We start from the raw sequence: 25021 nt of genomic DNA on the forward strand, positions 1-25021 counted from the left end.
TACACTTATACCAATGAGAAGGATGTAGTTACTCAGATAGATGTAGTACAGTCAGTTATTGATAATAGTAAAACGATCTTTGAGGATAACTCTGTGATTAAAGAGATTATCAAAGAGATAGAGAAAGAGGCCGCTCCTGGAACTGTAACGGTAGTTGAGAAAGACGGAGACTTTATCTTTAACTGGAAAGATGCAGACGGAAAAGAGCATACTAAAGGTCTTATTGACTTAATTAAGGAGAACTCTACTGTGGCTAGTTTAGTACTTAAAGATACTGGAAATGCTAATGATGTTAAAGCAGGGTTTGTCTTTAAAGATGGAAAAAATAACGCTGAAGTTGTGTTTGCAGAAACTTTAACTGAATTAGAAAAAGGTTATCGCACACATGATGTAAATGGAGAGAAAGTTGATTTAAAAGAGTATTACTTTATTGACGAGACAAGAGAAAGAGATGATGTAATTATCAAGGTTTCTGAAACGATTATAGAGGAGTTTGACAAACTAGTGAAGTTTGATAATGTGAAGAATACTTTAAATCAGTTTATTTCTAGTGCTGCAGGTGATGTATCTGTAATCAAAGTAGGTGAGGATATCGTGATTAAAGACAATAAGTCTAATGTAGAGGTTAACCTTACTAATGAAATCAGAGCCAAAGAGACTAAGACTACGCTAGAGGCGGTGAAGTATGATATGTATGTGTATATGGTGGAGGTTAATGGAGAGTTTCTAGAGGAGCATACGGATGTTAAGCGTGAGGGAGAAACTGCTTTAAGAGAATACCAGGCTACAAAGTATGTGTATACAAATGAGTTAGGGCAAGAGAAAGAGATAAAAGGGAGTGAGCTATTTGGAGCAACAGGCGGTGGATCAACAAGTCTAGAGACATTGACTACATTATCGTTTGATGCAAAATATGGTGAAGATCTAAATACTGGACAAGTAGGAAGACCTGCTTTAGTGTACAAGGATGAGGAGAAGAACGTTTCGCCAATTTTTATTGATCAAATCTTCCAATCGTCTGAAACATTAACGTCTCTAGAGGCTAATGCTGATACACGAGAGTTGATCTATATAGATGAAAATAAGAATAAACACTTTATATCATATGATGTATTAGTTCAACAACCTTGGTTTACAGGTCAGGATCAACAAGCGACTAAGAATAATCAGGATATCTATACTATGGGATGGGTAGGTATTGGTTATAAAGAGAAATCAGCTGCTCCTAATGAGAAACTACGTGTGAATGGTAGTATTACTGCTACGAATAGTTACTATGCGGATTATGTGTTCGAGAGCTACTTTGACGGGTATTCTAGTTTAAAATACGATTATAAGTTTAATGATTTGAACTCTGTTGATAGTTATATCAAATCAAATAGACACTTGCCTGGTATTACGCCAATTAGTGATCTAGAGAAAACGGAGACAGGGTATTCATTTAATGTTTCTGAGTTGTCAATTCAATTATTAGAAAAAACAGAAGAGTTATTCTTACACGTGATTGATCAACAAAAAGAGCTTAATGCAAAAGATAGCGAGATTAAGGATCTTAAAAAGGATGTTAATGATCTTACTAAGCGCCTAGAGGCATTGGAAGCATTATTAAAGTAGTTAAATATTAATCAAATACTATATTGATGAATAATACAATATTAAATAAAGTATGGAATTGTTCTGCAGTCTTATGGTTTGTAGCTATGTTTTTTAGCATAGCTACGGCTCTAGGGCAAGGAGGAATAAATACGACTAAGATAAAAGATGGTAGTGTGCCTAATAGTGAGGTAACTGCATCTAAAACGGCTGTGTTAGAGTTAGAAAGTGTAAATAAGGGATTCTTATTACCTAGGCTTACAAACAGTCAAAGAAACGCAATCTCTATCGCTGATAAGGAAAGAGGAAATGGGTTAACTATTTACAATATTGACACGGACTGTGTGAATTACTGGAGTAAAAAGAGTAGTAGATGGTTGAGCTTATGTGGTACTCTGCCTCCTGCAACAGTAGATATTGTGGATTGTACTAATATCTATTTAGAAACTGGATCTAATGTCAAAAAACTGAAGCAAGGTGAATATCTTAAGGATACTGATCTTCTGTATATGACTGTGACAGTAAAGGAAGCAGGTACGTATAACATTAGTGCTAGAACTGATAACGGATATTCGTTTTCAAGATCAGGAACTTTTAATACTACAGGTGTTTTTACAATTTCTTTAGAAGGTATCGGAACTCCATTAGCTGCTAATGAAACGATAGGGGATTTAGTGAAGTTTACTATCAATGGTACGGAGAATACAGTATGTAATAGCTTTAGAATCTTAGTGGAGTCTTCTGCCTTAGACTTTACAATAGTAAGTCAAGATATAGAGGCGAGTTGGAAGGCATATATTGGTGTGCCACTTACAGCGGCTAAGAATACGATAAAGGTTAAGGTGAATGTGACGAATAAGGGATATTGGCAGATAGCGAGTGAGCCTTCTGTAGTTAATGGAATGTCTTTTAGTGGTTCGGGTGTGTTTAACAGTGCTGGAGAACACGAGATAGAATTAATAGGACAAGGGACGCCTAAGGCGCATACTCCAAGTAATCAACCAACGCAGTTTTCGTTTAAAACCAATTCTACTACAGGAGATAATCCTACCTTTAAATTAAAAGTACATGTCTTGCCAGTAGATTTTGAAATGGTATGTGATAATGCGGCTTATCCTGTAGAGTTTAGAGGAGAGTACAAACAAGATACAGAGATTAATAGAAACAATGCTATTCTATTACCTATAAAAGTAAAGGCTCCTGGAGTTGTACCAGAGATGACTTTAAATGGAAAGCTTATTGGAAATGGTATCAATGTAGATATAAAATATGTAGCTAAGGATGTTACACTAACATTTAATAGCGCTAGAAATGATATACAATATGTAGCTTTTTATCCTGAGAAGACTCAGATAATTCAAAAAGGAGTGACTTCTATTAAGTTTACTGGTATTACGCCTGCTTCTGCTAAATGGTGTGGGGATGTATTCCCTGAAATTAAGGTGGTAGAACAGTTAGTTCGATATAGTGTACAGTGTAGTAGTATAGTAGTAAATGGAAATTACTTAGTAAATACTGATATTAGTCAAAACAGTATTTCGCTAAAAATAAATGTAGATTATCCAGGTGCGTACTCTATTAGTACAAATACCTTAAACGAGGTGAGTTTCTCTGCTAGTGGAACTTTTGATAGAGCAGGTCAACACGTTGTAGAGTTAAAACCATCAGGTAATTACAAACAAGGTGGACGTCTAACTTATATGATCAGTACAGATAGTCAATCAGGAAACACTGTGTGTTCGACTACAGTTAATGTAGTTAATAGAGATATTGTAGTGTTGACTCTAGGTCATGTTAACTATGGAGCAAGCCCATCAGGTAATACATATGCGGGAAGTGCTATTCTAAATAGTGTGAAGAATTTTAGTCCTAATGGAATAGTAAATGTAAATAGTATAAGAGTATTAACTACGGGATATCAAGGAGAACATTTGCGAAATTATATTATTAATAACAAGGTAGATATTATCCTTAATGTGATTGGTTATAATGCTAATCAGGCTACTCTTAGCGTGTTTGATTGGTTTGTGAAAACAGAAAAAGGAGTATTGATTATTAATGATGAAAATACAGTGCATACCTCTAGTAAACAATTTATAGAATCACTAACAGGTCAGAGTGTGGGTAGTGCAAGTGGTAAGTTTACAATGATTAATCCTGTGTTAAACTCAGCTAAAGATGAGTCTATTATAAAAGGACCATTTGGTGATCTAGAAGGCAAGTATATCGGTAATGATGCAACGAATGGTTGGTATTTTGATGGTGTGAGTAATAATTCTCAATTAACACCACTTATTGCTAGAAATGATGGATCAGGTGCGATATGGGGACTAAAACATAAATCTTTAGGATTTGCATTCTTTGGAGATGGTGGATGGATAGTAGGAACGATGACTAATACTAATACTAGTATTTGGCCATCTAAATACACAGCTGATGGTACGCCTATTGCGAAACCTTATGACAGAGGTTCTCAAGTGTATAACAGTGTACTATATGCTAACCTTATGGCATGGGCTATAGAATATGTAAAAGTGAATAAACCAATTAAATAATAGAAAAATAAGCTAGAGTGGTAACGCTCTAGCTTGTTTCTAAAAAGAATTGTTTATGATGAAAAGAAAAATATTTAAATATAGTTTGTGGTCTTTGCTTACTTGTCTACTATGGTTATTACCAGTTGTAGATATGTTAGCTCAGGAGAAACAAACAGTTAAAGGGACACAGATATCTGATGGTACGGTGTTAACTAATACATTAAACCCTCTAGGCTTTAGTATTCTAGATTTGAGTTCTGCAGAAAGGGGATTTGTATTACCACGATTAAGTACAGAGGAGCGCTCTGCCATACCTCTGAAGGATATAAAACCGGGATTAATGGTGTTTAATACCACTATTGATTGTGTTGAGTTTTTTAGTGCTACTCGTCAGTTGTGGTTAAGTTTATGTGGAGATGAAAATGAACCTGCAGAGGTAGAAATTACAAATGCTGGATGTTCAGGTATTGTAATAACGGGGAATTATGCTGAGAAGGTATTCTTACAACCTCGTGCTAATACAATCAATATTCAAGTGAATGTATCTGTGGCAGGATCTTATCAAATAGAAGCAGAAGCATTTCAGATGGGAACTAATAAGCGCAATGGGTATTCGTTTTATGCTAGTGGAGTTTTTCCATCTGCGGGGATTTATAATGTGGTCTTAAAAGGAAGTGGAACTCCAGAAAAGGGATATCCTAGAAATATTAATGGAGCACCATCAGTAGCTGGTGATGATATTAGATTTGTTTTAAATGGTGTGAGTTCAACTTGTGTGGCAAGTAATTTTGTAAATCAAGTAGGACTTAAATATGACTTTACGATTAATCAGAGTTCTCAAAAAATTTATAAAGGAAATGATATAACAAATAGAGAAGATCTGTTAACAGCTGAACTGACTAATATTACTTCGGCTGGTAAAGTAGAGGTTACAGGAGTACTAGAAAATGGAATGAAGTTTAAGGGGTCTAGATACTTGACAGAGAACGAGATTGTTACTAAAAAGGCTAGTTTAAAATTAGTTGCAGAGGGCAAGGCTAACATAGCTATGACTACTCCGATGAGTTTTAAGTCTAATTCATTTGTTGATTTTGGAAAAGGAGAAAAAGAGACAATAATCAAACACGACATTCGCGTTGAACTAGTAAATATTGATGCTCTGTGTAATAATCCTTATTATACTTTTAAAGTTAATGGTGAGTGGGAAATGAACAAACCTTTTACTAATAATCACAGTATAGAATTACCTATAAGGGTGACAGCTCCAGGTAAGGGGATTTTTAAAGCTAGAACAGGAGATGTGGTGTTTACCTCAGATCTTGTAGATTTAAATTTTAATGCTCAGACTGATAATATGTCTTATGTTGTACTAAGACCTGAGAAGAATACACCGAACCCGAAAGTGTATGGACAGCAAAAACTTATCGTAACTTTTGAGTCTAATTCAGGACGTGATTATGATATCAGTTATCCGATAGAGAAAGTAAGCAAGGCACTGAATTGTCCAGAATACGTAGTGAACATCAAAGGAAAGGCAGAAGTTAATTTTACAGGTAGTAAACTATACTTCACGAGTCATTTTATTTCTACTAGTACAAGTAAGAATTACTTCCCTCCTAAATTTGATGTATCTGTAGGAGTAAATAAAAGTAGAGTGAAACTAGTATTAAATATTAATATTACTTCTGCAGGAGAGTACGATTTTACAACACAGGAGATCAATGGTATTAAATTCGTTGCAAAAGGGTATACTGATAAGACAGGTCAACAAGATATCATATTAGATGCAGAGGGGAAATCACTAGTAGATATGCCTACTCAAACATATAGATTGTATATGGATGGACAAACTACAGCCTTAACAGCACCAGTAGATTTTGTTTATCAGTCAATGAAGATGTATTCTATTGGTGGATCAGGAGGACAATCATGGCACCCAGGTGGAAATAAAGGAGCTTCTTGGGATGCAGGATCATCTTTAGTAAGAGCATTAGAAAACTTTGGTTGGGATGGTATAGTAAGGATAGATAAACTGGAAATTATAGGATTGTCTAACCCTCAAAGTAATGGTAGTGGACTTAATAATTATCGAGATATGACAAATGGCACTTTTGCTAATACTCTTAAAGAAGCTGATTTGGTATTTATAGGAGCTAATGATGGAAGTGGTTTTGGTAAGGATTTGAATAGTTTACAAAGCTTAGCAAATTATATCAAAGAGAAAAAAGGAGCTGTTGTTTATGGAGAGGATGGAAATAATGTCAATCAAATGACGACATTAATTAAGTTAATTACCAATGAAAGTGTATCAGCTACAACAAAAGCAGGAGGAAGTGTAGAAAATAAGAGTGCAAATAGGGTTGTAGCAACAACTTCTGAAGTTACTAAATTAATTTTAGGGGAAGCAGGTCAGCACTTCTACAAGTATGGAAATGTGACTCTGAACAATAAGTTATTAGGTCAAGGATATAATGGAAGACAATTATTTACATTAGATCGATTACCTCAAGGATTCACAACAATTGCATATCTGAATAATACTTCATCTAATGCTAATACTAATGTATTTAGTTTTGTCCATAATGAATATGGGTTTGTAGGAGTAGGAGGTGCTGGTTTTATGGGTGGATATAGAAGTGGTTCATCTAGTAATACACACCCTGTACAATCTACTGGTTTTTTTACGCCTAGAACAACTAATTACGATGGAGGAGATGTTTATAATGCATGGTTCTTGCTAAACTTAGTACACTGGTCAATAGACTATGCACAAGAACAAAAACACAATAAATAAAATAGACTTATAAGTATTAAAAGAGCTTCTGTGATGGAAGCTCTTTTTTTGTAGTTAATTGTATACTAGTTTAATATGTTTAATGATTATTGTGGGACAGTTACAGAATATGACGTTTCATTTTCTTAGATGTACATTGTTTAGAAGCTAGTCTTTGGTTAATCGTTCTACATTTTACTCAATAAAGCAAGACTTTCACCCATTGGGTGTAGTTCGCATTTTATAAATTGCTATATTTACAAAACAAAATTAGCAAAGTGTAACGAACCCCCCTTTAATGATAAGGGGTTTTTTTGATTGCTATAATTTGTAGTGCTATCTCTTGGGGATTCTAATGTGAATTGATGATAGCACGAAAAAGGAGTTATATGACTATTTTAGAGAAAGAAAGTAAATGAACGAACTATTTAAAATACAGGATCAAACTTATACAAGAAAGGATGCTGTAAAGGTGTATGAGCATAAGGATGCTGCATCGGCTTATGTAGCTGATAGAATTGCCAAGATAATCAAGAATAAACAAAATATAGGACAGCGTGCTATTGTAGGATTAGCAACGGGGTCTACTCCCAAAGGAGTATATAAAGAGCTTATCCGTTTACATAAAGACGAAGGGTTGAGTTTTAAAAATGTAGTGACCTTTAACCTTGATGAGTATTACCCTATCCTTCCTGTGGATGATCAGAGTTATGTGTCGTTTATGAAAAACAACTTGTTTAATCATATTGATATTGATCACCAAAATGTTCATATTCCTGATGGGACTCTATCTTTAGAGGGGATTCAAGCTTATTGTGATTTGTATGAGCAGAAGATTATTGACTTCGGAGGTCTTGATATTCAGCTTTTAGGTATCGGGCGTACAGGGCATATTGGCTTTAATGAGCCAGGAGCAATGCTAGAGTCTAAGACTCGTCTGGTTACTTTAAACGATATTACTCGTGAGGACGCTAAGGATGACTTCGGAGGGAAAGATAAAGTACCTACTCAGGCTATTACGATGGGGGTACAAACAATCACTCAGGCTAAAGAGGTTATCTTAATGGCTCTTAGCCAGCGCAAGGCTGAGATTATCCAGAAAGCTCTACAAGGGGACATTACAGCTGATATTCCTGCTACATTCTTACAGCGCTTAAATAATGTGGAGTATATCTTAGATAGTGAGGCTGCGTCTTTATTGTCAAGATAGGTTTCTTTGTAGGGAATTGAAAACTGATATTCGGGAACAGAGGGCCGAGTGTTAAGAAAACGTCCTGTTGACATCTTTAATGATGGAGCCAAAAGGCGCGCGAGGGCTTTTGAAGGAAACAAAGAACTGGAATGCCTTCGGCGAGGAAATAGAAAAATAATTACTAATTACGGGGGCTATCAACTGATTCACTGTAAACGATTAAAATATAGATAAGCTGTTACTTTGGGGTAATGGCTTTTTTTGTTTAGGAAACTTAAGAATGGGATAATAATTATAAAAGATATTTTAGGATATTAAAAGGCTAGGAAAAAGGGAAGTGCGTAAAAGTTGCTGATTGTTAATTATATTTGTATCTTTAAATACATTAATAATGTAGTGATATGAAAGTAGTAGATATTAAAATTAAGGAATTGAACTCTATTCAGCGAGAAGCTTTTAGTAATGCTGTAAAGGAGAATCAGGAGTTGAATTTAAGTTATCGAGTTGTGGAAGATGATAATTTGGTAGAGATAGGTGTGGATGGAAAACGTACTGTACTTCGTCAATCTAGATTTAAGACAGTGAAGTTGAATATTGTTAATCGTACATTTATATTAGGTAAATAATGAAAAGGTTTAGAATGTTCGCAGGACCAAATGGTTCTGGTAAATCAACTTTTATCAAGGCGATTCAACAAGAATGTTCTATTGGTTTTTATATTAATGCAGATGATATTGAGTATTTATTAAAGACAAAAGGTAATTTATGTTGTAGTAGTTTTATTCCAGAAGAAATTAGTCAGGTTAATTGGGATACTTTTATAACTGCTAATAAAGGCGATATGCGATATGAATATATTAAATCGGCAAAAGTAACTATCAAAAATAATATATTGTATGTATTATCAACAGAGTTGAATAGCTATGTAGCCGCTTTTATTGCTGAATTTTTTAGATATCAACTTCTAAATCTTGAAAAATCTTTTTCCTTCGAAACTGTAATGTCACACTCTTCTAAAGTGAATTTTTTACATGAAGCAAAAGAGAAAGGATTTAAAACTTATCTTTATTTTATTTGTACAAGTGATCCTGAGATAAATAAAAGTAGAGTAAAATTAAGAGTATCTAAGGGAGGTCATGATGTGGCTGAGGATAAGATAGAAAAAAGATATTATGCTTCTTTAGATTTGTTAAAAGATGCTTTTTTAGCAGTGGATAGAGCATATATATGTGATAGTTCTATTGAAGGGGAAGAACAGAGTATTTTGTTTGAAAAAAATGGAGAAGAGGTTAAATTTCACAAAGAAATTGTTCCTCAATGGATTTTAGATTATTTAATTAATCATATAATTAAAATATAGAAAAGATTCTTCTGGTAAGAAAATCAATTATATTAACAAAAATTGTCGTTATGTAGTAAAGCTGTTACTTTAAGGTTATGGCTTTTTTTTGTGCTTTTATTTTTCGGTGATGTTGTTTTGGGAAACGGGGAACAGTTTTGCTTTCGGCATTATATACATCCTGTATGGTAATATTGAGGTAACACTCCTGCTCTTTCCTTATGGCGCGGATTTGCAATCAGTGACACCAACAAAAAGACGCTATGCAAAGTCAGGAGACTATTGCGTAGCGTGATATACATAATGCTTGTAAGACAACAATCCTTAACAGTCAACTGTCCACCATTTCCTGTTTCTTAATCCCTTTTTTTTACTCCCTTTTTGAGTGTAAATTGTCAAAATGATGAAGTTATTCAAATAAAACTGACTATTTGTTATGTAAATGAAGTAATCAATTATGGATAGTTTAAATTATTATTACTTTTAGATTCATAAACTGTTAAGGATATGAAAAAATTACTACTCCCTATTCTTGTAATGTGCTGTGTTTATGGACATAATGCTATGGGACAGACTATGGCTACTCGAAATGCTATTAGATCTACTTATGACTTAGATAAGTCTTCGAAAATAATTAATTCTTTTTCAATAAGAGCTCAAGAGAATCGACAGAGAGCTTATGCAATTGCTGCTAAAGATAATCTACCTACTGTAGGGGTGAATGCTAGAGGAAATTACTTTGAGCTAGATGGTGTGGATGCTAATGGTTTTTTAAGATATAAAATTACTCTTAACCAAGGTTCAAGAGTTACAGCTAGGGCTGAGAATCTTAGATCAGGTGTAAACTCTGGTGATATTTTAGAAGGAGAGGGGATGCAGGTTGGTGTTATTGATGGTTTACCAATGCTTGATACACATCAAGAATTTGGAATTAGTGCGACAAATGGGGCTTCAAGGGTAACTTTAAAAGAGGCTATGCCACCACTTGAGTCTATTCCAATGCAATTTTTAAACGATGGACGTTATCACGCTACACACGTTGGGGGGACTATAGGGTCTGGTGGTTTTGTCAAAAAAGAATCTAAAGGAATTGCTCCAAAAGCAAAAATATGGAGTTATTCTTGGAAAGATGATATTCAAAAGATGAGTTATATGGCTTCTGAAGGAGTGTTAACTAGTAACCACTCATATGGATATGCTTTTTTTGATGATTATGGTAACATTAAAAATCCTGAATGGTTAAAAGACTTAGGAGCTTATGATGAAACAAGTCAATCTTATGACGCATTAACAATGGAATATGAGTATTATTTGCCTGTATTTGCTGCAGGAAATGATGGAACTTATCAGCGTAAGACTTATAGAAATTCGGATAAGGCTAATTGTGATTGTGATATGCTAAATGGGGGAAGTATAGCTAAAAATACTGTTGTGGTTGCAGCTGTAAAAGATGTTCTTTCTTATACAGGAGCATCTAGTGTGGAGATTGCTGGATTTAGTAGTCAAGGCCCTACTAATGATTTTAGGATAAAGCCTGATATCTCGGCTAAAGGGTTTAACGTTTTTTCTTTAGCCTATGAATTACCTTATCCTATAACTGCAGCTCCTAGAAATGATGTGTATGGTAGTATAAGTGGTACTTCAATGGCAGCTCCTGCTATAACAGGAGTATTTATTCTTTGGCAAGAATGGGCTACTAAATTTGCTAACGAAAAGAAAATGCCTTATAAATCAGCAACTATACGCGCATTAATGGCTCATACAGCTGATGAAGCTGGCCCTAACCCTGGCCCTGATCACAAGTTTGGGTGGGGACTAATTAATGCCAAAGCAGGTGTAGATGTAATGTTAGCTGCTAAAGATCAGCGAAGTGCATATATATCTGAAAATATATTAAACAATGGTCAAAAATATGTGCAAGAGATTAAGGTGACAGAACCTATGACTAAGATGGTGGTTACTCTAGCATGGACAGATCCAATGGCAGGGGTGTCTATTAAAAATACAGACGAAGAATATATGAAGACTAATCCTCTTCTTATTAATGATCTTGATTTAGTGGTTAGAAAAGATGGGGAAGTTTATTTTCCATGGAAACTTAATAAGAACTTTAACGATTTAAAAGCTGTTAGAGGGGTTAATGATGTAGATAATATTGAGAAGATAGAAATCTTCGATGTTAAACCTGGTAAGTATATTATTGAAATAGGACATTCTAAATCTCTTCAAGGAGCTAAACCACAGGCTTATTCATTAATCACAACTATTGGAGAGTTTGATAAGCTTAGAAAGATGAAGGATAAAGAAGATGAAAATGATGAGTCAACAGATATTAAATTATGGCCTAATCCTGTGGTGGATAATTTATTTATAACTGTTGGTAAAAAGTATAATGGTAGAACAGTTAATGTACGTATTTTCGATATTAATGGTAGACTAGTATCTACTGCTTCTGAGATAGCAGAACAAGGTGCTATATCAGTTAATATGCAAGGACATAATGCTAATGTGTATATAGTAGAGGTCAAAACATTTGACTCTTCTAAAACTACGCGTATCGCTAAGAAATAGGTGTTTAGATTAAATAATGTTAATTACTTAAAAGCTGTTGTTCTAGGGTAACAGCTTTTACTGTTTTAATCTAGTTCATACTCAGTTACTTTAGGTTTTTGTTTATAAATAGATTGTTAATATTTATTAAAGATAATTGGAAATTACTTATTAATTCTTTTCATTTGTTGCGTACTTTTTATTTAAAATGGTACATGAGTAAAGATTGTTTTTCTCTTGTCACTTTTTTGCCTTACTAACAAAAGTAGAAAACAAAGAAAATAACAACAGTATGAAAAAGAGAGTTTTAATTGGAGCATTTGCATTAATTGCTTCATTTGCTAATGCACAAAGTAGGGTTAGTAGTACAAGTATAGGTATAAACCTTGGGGGACTTGTATCTGTGGTATACGACGATACTTCAGCTTTAGGCTTAAGTAAGAGTCAGTGGAGAAAGATTAATGATTGTCAGGCGCGTTATGAGCGTACTTATAATGATTGGGCTTACAATAAGCGTTATAGTGATTATGAGCTAAATAGAAAAAGAGAACAACTATATAAAGAAATCCGTATAGAAATTGGAGATGTATTAACTGTATCTCAACGTGAGCAGTGGAATAATTACAATTATAAACATAACCACTATGATCGTAAACATGATCATCACCATGGAAAGAGTAATAAATACAAGGATAAACATCACAAGAAGCATCACAAACACAAACATGATGATTGTGATTAAATAAGACAAAAGACCACCTAGATTTAGGTGGTCTTTTTTTGTTTTAGTCTTTTATCAGTAAAGGGGCTTTTTTAAAATAAATAGAACCCATAAAATCAAAATACGACGAAACCTCTCTTGTTTTAGTGGGAGTGCTTATAGTATTTAGTAAAAGTTAGATGAGAATACTTTAAAATATGTACATAAAGCGAATTTCTGCAGTTTGCGATATTAGCTTTTTTAAGGGATTGGTTTTTTAAAGAATATCTGTTAGTGTGATTTAGTGTTTTGGTGTTTGTGATGTTTGGTGATTAATTGAAAAAGCGGTCAATTAGTGATTATTCTAAAAATATTGTAATTTTTTTTCAGGTCTTCTGTTTTTAAGTCTTTTGGTAATTTTTAATTGAATAATATTAAGCTAATTGTTTGTTTTATAGTCTTGTTGTTATTTTGTTTTACATAAAAGTATTGGCAAGTAATGAGAATAATAGTAATCCTATTTGTCTTTTTAACATTTGAAAATAAGGATTGGGTATGTTATTTGTTTATGTGTAAATACTAGTAATAAAAAAACAAAAGGTTATGAAAATAAAAGTAGATATTAAAAAAATAGGAGTGAGTTTATTGACTTTAGGATGTGTTACAACTATGCACGCTCAACAAGACCCTCAGTTTACGCATTATATGTATAATACCACAAATATTAACCCCGCTTATTCTGGTAGTCGTGGGGTGCTTAATGTTTTTGGGATGTATAGAGCACAGTGGGTAGGACTTGATGGGGCTCCTCAAACAGCTAATATATCGATAGATACTCCACTTGGAAATAATGGACTCTCTGGAGGTATTAATTATACAAATGACCGTATAGGAGCTATGTCTGAGAACAACTTTTCGGTAAACCTTGCTTATGCAGTAGATTTAAATGATGATTATAAATTATCATTTGGTTTAAAAGCTACAGCAAACCTATTAAATGTTGATTACACAAAACTTGATATATATGATCCTTCTGACCCAACCTTTGGGGAGAATGTAAATAATAAGTTTAATCCTAATGTTGGGGCAGGATTATTTCTTTATTCAGAGAAGTCTTATTTAGGGGTGTCTGTTCCTAATTTTATGACAACAGATAGATCAGAGCATGATGGTACAAAACTAATGCGTCAAAAAATGCACTTTTATTTAATGGGAGGACATGTATTTGAGCTTAATCCAAGTTTGAAGTTTAAGCCTGCTTTCTTAGTAAAAACGGTATCTGGAGCACCTGTACAGGTGGACTTAACGGCTAACTTCTTAATTGTGGATAAGTTTACTTTAGGAGCTTCTTACAGATGGGATGCATCAGTGAGTGCACTGGCTGGATTCCAAGTGAATGAAGGACTTTTTATAGGGTATTCATATGATGCTGATACAAGTAAGTTAGCTAGATATAATTCTGGATCTCACGAGGTGTTCTTAAGGTTTGATATTTTCAATAAGTACAATAGAGTAGCTACGGCTCGTTTCTTCTAAAAAAAAGCATCAATATAAACTAAGAAAAAGAATGAAAAATATTTACAAAATAGGATTTATAACATGTTTAGGCTTGTTTTCTCTTACTGGTTTTGCTCAGAATAGTTATGTCAAGAAAGCAAATCAACAGATTGAGAAAATGGCTTATGCTGAGGCTATAGGAACTTACGAAAAAGCTATATCAAAGGGGAAACAAGCAGATGATATCCTTTTGAATCTAGCAAAAGCATATTATGAAAATGGTATGTATCTAGAGGCTAATCATTGGTACAATAAATTGTTTGCTAAAGTTACATCACCTGAACAAATAAAGGATATAGAAGCTTTTTATAGATATATTCAGACCATTAGAACAACAGGGGATTATATCTTGGCAAATCAAAAGATGGATATCTTGGCTGAAAAAGCACCAAATGATTCTAGAGTAAAGAAGTATTTGAGTAATCCTAATTATTTGGAACAGGTTAATACCAATAGAGATGGCTATAGAGTAAAACAGCTTAATAGTGTGAACACTCCAGGATCGGAGTATGGTTCAGCTTTATATAAAGGAGAAATTGTTTATGCGTCTTCTGCTAAAAAAGGAAAGCAAAAAGGGATTCACTCTTGGACTAACGACCCTTATACTAAGCTTTATTCAGCTCCAGTAAGAATAGATGGATATATAGGAAAGGCCAAACCTTTTGCTAAAAAGTTAGAAGGAAATTACAACGAGGCAAATGCTATCTTCTCGGCCGATAGCAGAGCGATGTATTTCTCTAGTAACAACAGAGCGGATAAAAGTGTAAGGTATAAAGATGGAACACTACTGGTTAATCTATATAGAGCTTATAGTTTTGGACAAGGAAAATGGGGTGATGTAGAGAAGTTAAGTATTAATGTCGATCACGCCAATACAGCTTCGCCTGCATTAACACCAGATCAAGATTGGATTTATTTTTCTTCTGATAGACCAGGGGGGTATGGGCAATCAGATTTATATAGAGTACGCCTTTTTAGAGATGGTACTTTAGGTACTCCAGAGAATTTAGGAAATAAGATAAACACAGAAGGTAGAGAGAGTTTTCCTTTTGTGAGTTCTGATAATGTATTATACTTCGCCTCAGATGGACATCCAGGACTTGGAGGACTTGATCTTTATGGAGTACAGATTTATGATGATGGAAGCTTTGGAGAGGTGGTTAATTTAGGAAACTCAATTAATAGTCCTTATGATGATTTTGCTATGTATTTAGATCCAGAAGCGAAGTTTGGATTTATAACCTCTAATAGACCTAATGGACAAGGGAAAGATGATCTTTATTATGTGAGAATGAAATTAGGTACAGAACTTAATATCGCTCAAGAGATAAGAGGAAAAGTTACTGATAGAAATACAAACCAACCAATTTTAGATGCTTTTGTATTCTTATATGATAGTAAGCATAGATTAATTGAGGAGATAGAAGTAGATAAAAGAGGGGAGTATGCCTTTAAGGATGTTAAAGTAAATAAAGATTATTTCGTTTCAGTAAAAGCTAAAGGATATAAGTCAGAAGAAGTATCTGTAGAGGATGTTGTTATTAATGAGGCCATAGTTGTAAATTTTAAGCTTTTAAATGATGTAACAACAGATACTGCTAAAGCGCATAAAAACTCTGATACAACAGAATTTTATAAAGAAATACAAAAAGGAGAGGATATTGGTAAACGCTTAGCACTTGCACCTATTTACTTTGATCACGATAGTGCTGTAATTAGAACAGATGCTCAGTTTGAGCTAGCTAAAGTAGCGATGATGATGAAAAATAATCCGACTATCAAAGTAGAGGTTCGTTCGCATACAGATAGCACGGGACCTGATACTTATAATATGAGACTATCTGAGCGTAGAGCTCAGGCAACAGTTGATTGGTTAATATATCAAGGTATTAATCCTTCTAGGTTAAAATCAAAAGGATATGGTGAGACCAATATTATTAATCATTGTCAGAATAATGTTCCTTGTTTAGAAAAAGAACATCAACAAAATAGACGTAGTGAGTTTATTATTATAGAGTTATAATACAAGTAATAAAAAACAATAAAAAAGGGCTGTCTTATAAAGACAGTCCTTTGATTTTATAACTGAAGCTTAGCTAGTTTAAAATAGCCTATAAATACTTACCTATTGTGCTATGAAGACATAAATAAGGCTATATGTTATCAGAAGTAAAAAGTAAAAAACACTTTATATAAAAACATAATTATTACTAATAATGACTGCTAATGAACTTAACTCTATTGCTGAGAAGGCGCTAGAAGAGAAATATGATTTAATAATATCGAGTTTGAAAAAATGTGCTAGTGAAGGCAAGAGTTCTTTTATTATGGAAGAACTACCAGAGATATTAATTAATAAACTTATCGCTAAAGGATATCGAATTACTCCCATAGTTAGATATAGGTATCATTTTATATTTCAAAAAAAGAAAGAAAAAGTTTATAAGATACAATTCTAAGCCAGAGTGTTCAACAAGCTTTTTTCAATGAAATGAATAAAGGGTAGAAGTGATTTGGTTACCTAGCACAAATGTTTCTGTATGTATTGTAAACGTGAAATAGTAAATTATAAAGAAAGCTGTTATCTTTTAGGTAACAGCTTTTTTAATTTGGATAGAGCATATAATTAGAAATCTGTATATAGAAAGTACTTATTCTATTTGTGTGAAACTATTAAAATAAAATAGGGCATAAAACAATTAAGTTTTATGCCCTGTTTGGTTATTCTTAGCTTTTAAAGACTAATTACTTCGCTTGGAAAGCTATCTTGTTTTGGTTTGCACCACATTTAAGCATTGAAGAACCATATAATGGGTTAGATAATTCTTCTACATCACTTAACCATTTACCACCTTCACCATTGTCAAACATAGGACAGTATTGCTCAAATACTACTCTGTCTGTACCTACGATGCTGATTAGTTTTACTAAGTCTTCAGTAAGGTCTTCGAATTCGCTTCTTTGAACTTTGATATCTGTTGATTCTAATTTAGTAGCTGTTTCGATTAACTCTTTTACTAATTCTTTAGCAGCAGCGTCTTCTGTTACTATAGCTTTTAAGTTAGTTACAAGTGTTTTACCAGCTGTAGTAGCTTCAGTTGAGTTGTCTTCTTGAAGAGCTTTCTTTACTAAGAAGTAAGCATCTAAACTTGATTGTAATAAATTAGATTCTTTTACTGTAGTTACTTTCTCTGCAGCTGCTGCAGTAGTATGGTCACCGTGGTCATGTCCTGCGTGCTCTTCTGTTGCAACTGGAGTTTGTGTGTCTTGTTTTTTGTCATTACATGCAGTAAGTGTAAGAGCTAATACTGCAAAGCTTAAAATTACTTTTTTCATTTGATTGTTATTTTTTGTATTTGTTTTTTCGTTTAAAAGCACAGATTGCAAATCCGCGTTATCGTGTTTTTGTGTGGGTGAATGTCCACTGCATCTTTTGGCCCATCATTTTTAATGTCCACAGGGGATTGTTCATTCTGTCCTACCCCTACAATCGTAAACAGTGAACCAAAACCTTATCTCTCGAATTGGCAACAGCTGTGTAACGCTTTGTAATCAGCATCTGTAGCTTTGTCAAGTTCTGTATCGTGACCTACTTTAGCTACGGCTTTAGAGATCGCTGCTTTAGACGTTAGCTTTTTATCAAAGTTAAGGTGTAATACCTTATCTTTTACATCCCAAGTAGCAGAAGATACTCCTTTTATTTTTTTAGCTGCTGTTTCTATACGTTCTTTACATAAGTCACAGTTTCCTTTTACCTTAAGCATAGTGTGTTCTAAGTTAGCATTGGCTGTAGTTGTATGCTCACCACCGTGGTTAGCATGTCCTGTTGCAGCAGGTGCTTCATCATTATTCATCATACTACGTTTACCTTCTAACTGAGCACTTGCATCTACTGTAAATACCCCGTTAGTTACAATTTCCTCACCGTTCTCTAATCCAGACATCACTACATAGTTCTCTCCAAGTGAAGGCCCTAAAACAATCTCTCTTAGCATAAAGGCAGGAGTAGAGGTATTAGGCTGTTTTACATAGATTACAGAACGCTTACCTGTCCAAAGTACTGCTGATTTCGGGATAACTATCTCTTTGTTGTATTGTTTTAAAGGAGCAGAGATTTTAGCGCTTGCGTACATCTCAGGTTTTAAGTTGTTCTTTCTATTATCTGTCTCAACTCTTACTTTAGCTGTTCTTGAAGTAGCATCTATAATTGGGTTGATAAAAGCAATCTTTCCTTTAAATACCTCACCAGGTAAACTCTGAAGTGTATATTCTAATACATCTCCTTCTTTAATAAACGGAAGATCATTCTCATAAGCATCAAATACAGCCCAAAGCTTAGATAGGTTAGAGATGCTGTAAAGTACTGTTCCTTGGTTGATATAGTCACCTTGGTTTACGCTTTTCTCTACCACTATACCACTAGTATTCGCGTGTATTGATACATAAGGAGATACTTGTCCTGTGCTTAGCACTTTGTTTATCTGCGCTTCAGACATCTTCCAGATGCGCAATTTCTCTTTGGCAGCATCAAGTAGCAAAGGTTGTAAGTCTCTTAATTTAGCTGCTTCTAATAATTCTTGTTGAGCCGTTAATAGATCAGGAGAGTAGATAGTAGCAATTAGTTGTCCTTGTTTTACTGACTCCCCAGTGAAATTTACATATAATCTTTCGATACGTCCATTAACATGTGAAGTTTGTGATTGTTGTAATCGCTCATCCACTTGTATAGTTCCGTAGAGTTGTATGTCTTTGATAGCGTCTTGATGGCCTACTTTAGTAGTCTGAATATTAGCCAGTGCTACAGCTTCTTTAGACATTTGAATAGCCTGGTCATCAATAGCATCATCACCGCCATCTCCAGATTTAAGCGGAATTAAATCCATAGCACATAGTGGACATTTACCTGGTTTGTCCATTCTAATCTGTGGGTGCATAGAACATGTCCATACTGTATTTGTTTCTTCTGTAGTGGCTGGTTCTCCGTTGTGCTCATGTGATCCTGCTCCTCCGAATACCATCCATCCTAATAGTAAACCTACTAATAATATAGCGCCATAGCGTACCATATTATTCTTGAATATATTTTTTAGTTTGTCCATTTTACTGAATATTTTGTGTGTTGTCACGTACTGCTAATAATTTCTTGATAGAAGCCACCATCGTGTTGTAATTGGCAATAGCTTCTGCTTTTTTTAACTGGTAATCCAGTAGTTGTCGTTGTACTTGGATAACATTAGTTAAATCACTCTTACCTGTTACAAACTCCTTAATGATAAGGTTGTAAGTAGTCTGAGCAAGAGTAGTTTGTTTCTCATAAAGGGTCACTACACGCACAGCATCATCAAGTTGGCTTTTATATCCATAATACTCGCTTTTTAAAGTATTATAAGTTTCTTGAAACTTGTTATCACTTGATTTCCACCACAGTTTACCTTCTTCTTGTTGAGCTTTATACTTCTTGCGGAAAATAGGTAGACTTACTGTCATCATAGGCATAATCATATCCTTACCATTCATATCTCCCATAGCCAGCATCATATCATTAGTCTTACCAATAATCATATATTGCACTCCAAGACCTATCATCGGATAGCTCATCTTTCTGTCCATTTCAGCTTTAGCCTTATAAGCTAATCCTTCTTCAGTTATCATCCCAAGCATTGGGTTGTTTAACTCTATGGCCAAAAGAGCATCTTCTTCGCTATAAAGAAAGTTTACTTTCTCTATTTGACCTAACACTACTTCCTTAGTAGCATCTCTGTCTAATAAGGCATTAAACTTAGCTTTCTCTGCTTTGATTTGAGAGTGTAAGCTTTCGATATTGTTTTCAATCTCGATTAGTTCAAGTCCAATACGAAGTACATCAGACATTCCCGAAGCGCTTGAGCTTCCCATTTCACTCATACCTGAGCCAGAAGACATGGATGACATCGAAGCTGATGGAGTAGCACTTGCCTTAGCCACGCCTCCCATGCTCATACCTCCCATACCAGAAGAAGCAGAAGCTGTTGCACCAGAAGCAGTATTGCTACTTACCTTAGGTGTGGCAGTTACTTTAGCACTATTAGAAGGAGCAGAGAACTTGCGTATAGCCAGTTGTTCTAACTGTTGTAATAGTTTTCTATTTTCTTGGTTATTTTGAAGCTGCTCATTTAACTTTTGCAAGTTATACCACTGCGTATAAACCTGTAGGGTTAAATTATCTATAGTTTCTTTGTATTGTTCGTTTTGCATATTGGCCATGTGATTAGCCTCAACACGAGCAGATTTACGTGTTCCAAACCATGGAAGCATTTGCATCACACTTACATTACCTATGTTTCTTCCCCCTACAATATCCATAGGTTTAGTATAAAACTCCATAGATAATTCAGGGTCTTGATAAGCTCCAGCTTGTGGTATCTTCTGAAGGAATGCTTCATAGGCAAGCTTTTGAGATTTCACACCAGGGTTATTCTCTAAAGCTACATTTAAGTAATGAGCTAAAGAATCCTTAGGTTGTTCTTGAGCTACAGCTGTAGCAGTGAAACTAGTCACTGCTAAGAACGCTGAAGCTAAATATATATACATGTTACTTTTATTCTTGTTCATTATCTGTAGTTTTTAGTGAAGTTACTTCCAATTCCACATTTTGAGTTTCGTGCTCTTTATTCCCCTTTTTACTATTTTCTTTCTTAATGGCCCATTCTCTCCACCAGCATTGGAACACTGGTACCACAAACATAGTCATGGACTGAATTAGCATTCCTCCGAAAGTAGGAATAGCCATTGGTACCATAATTTCAGCTCCTTTTCCTGTCGAGGTCATAACCGGAAGAAGTGCAATAAGAGCTGTTGCTGTAGTCATAGCCGCTGGTCTTACACGTTTAAGTCCTGCGTAAACTACTGCTTCTCTAATTTCCTCTTTAGTCTTAGGATCTCTTGCCTCAAAGGTATCGTGAATATAAGTTCCCATCAGTACTCCATCGTTGGTAGCTAATCCAAACAGGGCAATAAACCCAACCCAGACGGCTATACTTAAGTTGATGTTGTGCATCTGGAATAGGTCTCTCATATTCATATCTCCAATAGAGAAGTTCATAAACCAAGGTTGGCCATATAACCACAATAGGATAAATCCTCCTGCAAAGGCTACAAATACTCCAGAGAAGTGGATCAGTGATGCTGCTATTGTTTTAAACTGGAAGTACAGAATAAGTAAGATAGCTAGTAAACTCATCGGCACTACATATAGTAATCGCTGTGAAGCTCTTTCTTGTTGCTCGTAATTACCTGCAAACTTATAAGTCACTCCTTTCGGAAGTGTTAGTTCTCCTGAGGCAAGTTTAGCTTGTAATAGCTTATCTGCCTCATGTACTACATCTACTTCTGCTTTTCCTTCTATTTTATCAAAGATTACATATCCTAACAAGAACGTATTTTCACTCTGAATCATCTGTGATCCTTTAGCATATTCGATATCAGCTACTTCACTAAGAGGAATTTGAGCTCCTGTAGCAGTAGGAATAAGCATTTTAGCCAGCTGATCAGGGTTATCTCTAAGCTCACGTGGATAACGCAATCTTACTGGGAAACGCTCACGTCCTTCTACTGTAGTAGTTAAAGCCATACCACCGATAGCTGCTCCGATTACATCTTGCAAGTCAGATACAGTAATACCGTATCTTGCCATATTGTTACGGTTTAGATGAATCTCAATATAAGGAGCACCTACAGCACGATCATAAAACACAGTCGAAGGCATAATAGAAGGAATGTCTTTTAGCGCTGTTTCTAATGCTTTACCACCTGCCTCGATAGACTCAAGGTCTGGTCCTGATACTTTAAGTCCCATAGGAGCACGCATACCTGTAGATAACATCACAAGTCTTGCCTCGATAGGTTGTAATTTAGGCGCTGATGTTAGTCCAGGTAAGTGTGATACATTGACAATCTCTTGCCAGATATCATCTGCTTTTTTAATCTCTGGACGCCATTGACGCAGGAACTTACCATCTTTATCTGTGATTAAACTATCCTTTGGTACTTTTCTAAAACCTTCTTTAGGGTTATAAGTTTTACCGCTGATTAGTTCAAATTCTCCATTTTTATTTACTTTAAATCTCTCTCTGTGTCCATCTTCATTTAAGATATACTCAGGGATATAGTTAATCGTGTTTTCAAACATTTGAGTAGGAGCGGGGTCAAGGGCTGAGTTTACACGTCCCCATTTACCTACGATGATTTCCACCTCAGGAATGTTTTGAATACGCTTGTCTAACGTACCAATGAACTTTAAGTTTTGTTCAATACCTGTGTGAGGCATACTTGTTGGCATAAGTAGGAAAGATCCTTCATTAAGACTTGGCATAAACTCCTGTCCAATACCTGGGAAGGTAGTAGTTGATTTTTGCCAAAAAGCAGTCTCTCTAAATGATTTCCATCCAACAGTTTCAAATCCTTTAGCTACAAATCCAAAACTCTTATCCACACCTAACCATACCAGCATACCAAATAGCAAAGTGATAATCGGAATACTCATAAACTTCCAGCGGTGAGTAAGTGCCCATCTTAGGATTTGCTCATAGTAGATAACAAGCAGCCACAGAACACCTAAAATAGAACCAATGGCTAAGAATACAAATACGAAGTTTAATCCTGTGCTTTGCCCAGTCCCCAGAGGTAGCCATTCTACAGTTAAGTAGTATAAAGCGACAAATAGAGTTAAAGTTACATTGATATAATTGGCTATTTTTTCTCCTTTCCACAAAGGTGTAAATAGGTTATTTACAGCTACTAAAGTTAAAGTAACTGCTATAAACTCTCCTGTATAGATCCACAATCCAATACCTAAAACGCCTAATATATAATTAGCTATTTTACGCATTTTCTTACCGTCTATTTTAATAGAATACACGTAGTATGCAATAGTCGGAAGTACGATAATTCCCAAGATAAATGCTGATAATAAGGCGAAGGTCTTGGTATAAGCTAAGGGCTTAAACAGTTTACCTTCTTGCGCTTCCATTGCAAAAACAGGTAAGAAACTGATAATAGTGGTAAGCATAGCCGTAGATAAAGCTCCTGATACCTCTGATACCGCTTTAGTAATAAGATTGACAAAAGCCATTCCTTTGCTTTGAATCCCCTTTTCTTTTTCCTCTTCCATGTACCTTAGGATACTCTCGACAAAGACGACTCCCACATCGACCATTACTCCAATGGCAATGGCAATACCAGATAGAGCTACAATATTAGCCTCTATACCCATATATCGCATAATGATAAAAGTAGCCAGTACTCCAATAGGTAAGATACTTGAGATAATTACCGAAGCGCGAAGGTTTATAACCAGTACTATCACTACGATAATACAGATTAATATCTCATGAGCTAAGGCCGTTTCTAAGGTACCAATAGTTTCTTGGATTAATCCAGAGCGGTCATAGAAGGGTACAACTGTAACTTTAGATATAGTACCATCAGCTAAAGTCTTTTGCGGAAGACCAGCTTCCATTTCTTTTATTTTATCCTTTACATTGTTAATCACATGCATCGGATTAGCGCCATAACGAGCCACAACTACACCTCCCACAGCATCTATACCTTCTTTGTCTAATCCTCCACGACGTGTAGCAGGACCAAGGTTTACAAAGGCAACATCTTTTATCTTTACAGGAACGTTCTGACGCACAGTAACCACAGCGTCCTCTAAGTCTTTTACATTCTTGATATATCCAAGACCTCGAACTAAGTATTCAGCTTTGTTGATCTCTATCGTTTCAGCTCCAATGTCCAAGTTGCTCTTCTGTATAGCAGACATTACATCCATTACAGAAACGTTATACGCGCGCATAGCATCAGGATTTACCTCTACTTGGTATTCCTTTACATATCCACCGATAGAAGCCACCTCAGATACTCCCTCAGCTGCTGATAAACTATACTTGGCATAGAAGTCCTGAATAGTACGCAATTCATCTGGGTCCCATCCACCTGTAGGTTCTCCTGTTTCTGGATTACGCCCTTCAAGGGTGTACCAATACACTTGCCCTAAAGCAGTAGCATCAGGCCCAAGTGATGGAATAACTCCTTCTGGAAGTGTCCCTGCAGGTAGTGAATTTAACTTTTCTAAGATACGTGAACGGCTCCAGTAGAACTCCACGTTCTCTTCGAAAATGATATAGATAAATGACATCCCAAACATAGAACTACTACGCACTGTTTTTACCCCTGGTATCCCAAGTAGAGAAGTAGTAAGGGGGTAAGTGATTTGTTCTTGGATATCTTTAGGCGAACGTCCCATCCACTCAGTTGCAACAATCTGTTGGTTTTCACCAATATCAGGTATCGCGTCCACTGGTACAGGATCGCTCGGCAATATGTTTTGATGCCAGTTAAATGGAGCTGTTACAAGTCCCCAAATAATCACAACACCCAACAGCAATAGAGTAATCACTCTATTGTGTAAGAAGTACTTAATGATTTTATTAAGCATAAGAAGTATTTTTCTGTATTAAAAAATGACACCTGCTAATACTTTACTATTATCGATCGGATAAGGATAGAACCACAACTTATATGCCACATCCTAAAGGGATACAACAATAAGTTGTAATCCTATTCTATCCAGGATTAGTGCATAAACGATAAATAAAAAGATTAGCGATGATGAATAAATAGGTAATCATCATTAGACCTAAGCGTATATGATTTTTAGCTATTTGATATAGTGTAATTTATATCACAACAATACCTTATTATATAAGAAAGGTAATGACTATAGACAATAAAAATACGG

15 protein-coding genes are annotated in these 25021 nt (G+C 35.1%); 11 read left to right on the forward strand and 4 right to left on the reverse strand.

The features are described 5' to 3' along the window. Window positions 1-249: 249 nt before the first annotated feature. From BMX53_RS19140 to BMX53_RS15000, 11 genes are all read left to right on the forward strand, one after another. The gene (locus BMX53_RS19140; RefSeq protein ID WP_449406553.1) at window positions 250-1614 is read left to right on the forward strand and encodes a hypothetical protein; all 1365 of its coding nucleotides are present in this window, start codon (window positions 250-252) and stop codon (window positions 1612-1614) included. Between the two features lie 26 nt (window positions 1615-1640). Then, window positions 1641-4148: a carbohydrate-binding protein gene (locus tag BMX53_RS14955; RefSeq protein WP_074747290.1), complete on the forward strand. Its 2508-nt coding sequence runs from the start codon at window positions 1641-1643 to the stop codon at window positions 4146-4148. Between the two features lie 55 nt (window positions 4149-4203). Next, window positions 4204-6924 carry a hypothetical protein gene (locus BMX53_RS14960; RefSeq protein ID WP_074747292.1) on the forward strand — a complete coding sequence of 907 codons (2721 nt, stop codon included), beginning with the start codon at window positions 4204-4206 and terminating at the stop codon, window positions 6922-6924. 394 nt (window positions 6925-7318) lie between these two features. Continuing rightward, window positions 7319-8113 carry a glucosamine-6-phosphate deaminase gene (gene nagB, locus BMX53_RS14965; protein ID WP_074747294.1) on the forward strand — a complete coding sequence of 265 codons (795 nt, stop codon included), beginning with the start codon at window positions 7319-7321 and terminating at the stop codon, window positions 8111-8113. Between the two features lie 383 nt (window positions 8114-8496). Further along, window positions 8497-8721 (forward strand): hypothetical protein, encoded by a 225-nt coding sequence (locus BMX53_RS14970; RefSeq protein WP_038988497.1) that lies wholly within the window; start codon window positions 8497-8499, stop codon window positions 8719-8721. A 14-nt stretch (window positions 8722-8735) separates the two neighbouring features. Next, complete coding sequence (locus BMX53_RS14975) at window positions 8736-9455, forward strand: ATPase (protein ID WP_074747296.1); 720 nt, start codon at window positions 8736-8738, stop codon at window positions 9453-9455. A gap of 486 nt (window positions 9456-9941) precedes the next feature. Continuing rightward, complete coding sequence (locus BMX53_RS14980) at window positions 9942-12005, forward strand: S8 family peptidase (RefSeq protein ID WP_074747298.1); 2064 nt, start codon at window positions 9942-9944, stop codon at window positions 12003-12005. A gap of 271 nt (window positions 12006-12276) precedes the next feature. Then, the gene (locus BMX53_RS14985; RefSeq protein WP_074747357.1) at window positions 12277-12726 is read left to right on the forward strand and encodes a hypothetical protein; all 450 of its coding nucleotides are present in this window, start codon (window positions 12277-12279) and stop codon (window positions 12724-12726) included. Window positions 12727-13287: 561 nt separating this feature from the next. Further along, entirely contained in the window at window positions 13288-14220 is a 933-nt protein-coding gene (locus tag BMX53_RS14990; RefSeq protein WP_074747299.1) for a PorP/SprF family type IX secretion system membrane protein, read from the forward strand. Between the two features lie 31 nt (window positions 14221-14251). Next, window positions 14252-16264, forward strand: a complete 2013-nt coding sequence (locus tag BMX53_RS14995) for an OmpA family protein (RefSeq protein WP_074747301.1) — start codon at window positions 14252-14254, stop codon at window positions 16262-16264. Window positions 16265-16457: 193 nt separating this feature from the next. Next, window positions 16458-16700, forward strand: a complete 243-nt coding sequence (locus tag BMX53_RS15000) for a hypothetical protein (RefSeq protein ID WP_074747303.1) — start codon at window positions 16458-16460, stop codon at window positions 16698-16700. Window positions 16701-16986: 286 nt separating this feature from the next. Here the strand turns inward: BMX53_RS15000 and BMX53_RS15005 are convergent, their stop codons facing one another. The 4 genes from BMX53_RS15005 to BMX53_RS15020 form a co-directional block, all read right to left on the reverse strand. Next, a complete protein-coding gene (locus BMX53_RS15005) occupies window positions 16987-17577 on the reverse strand; it encodes a DUF3347 domain-containing protein (protein ID WP_074747305.1) in 591 nt (196 codons plus the stop codon). A gap of 176 nt (window positions 17578-17753) precedes the next feature. Continuing rightward, window positions 17754-19340, reverse strand: coding sequence for an efflux RND transporter periplasmic adaptor subunit (locus BMX53_RS15010; protein ID WP_074747307.1), 1587 nt, complete (start codon window positions 19338-19340; stop codon window positions 17754-17756). 1 nt (window position 19341) lies between these two features. Beyond that, the gene (locus BMX53_RS15015) at window positions 19342-20832 is read right to left on the reverse strand and encodes a TolC family protein (RefSeq protein WP_074747309.1); all 1491 of its coding nucleotides are present in this window, start codon (window positions 20830-20832) and stop codon (window positions 19342-19344) included. Then, window positions 20819-24718: an efflux RND transporter permease subunit gene (locus BMX53_RS15020; protein ID WP_074747311.1), complete on the reverse strand. Its 3900-nt coding sequence runs from the start codon at window positions 24716-24718 to the stop codon at window positions 20819-20821. The genes BMX53_RS15015 and BMX53_RS15020 overlap by 14 nt, the downstream gene beginning before the upstream one ends. Window positions 24719-25021: the final 303 nt, after the last annotated feature.

Origin of the sequence: Myroides marinus, from assembly GCF_900109075.1 — a bacterium.
GTDB lineage: Bacteria > Bacteroidota > Bacteroidia > Flavobacteriales > Flavobacteriaceae > Flavobacterium > Flavobacterium marinum_A.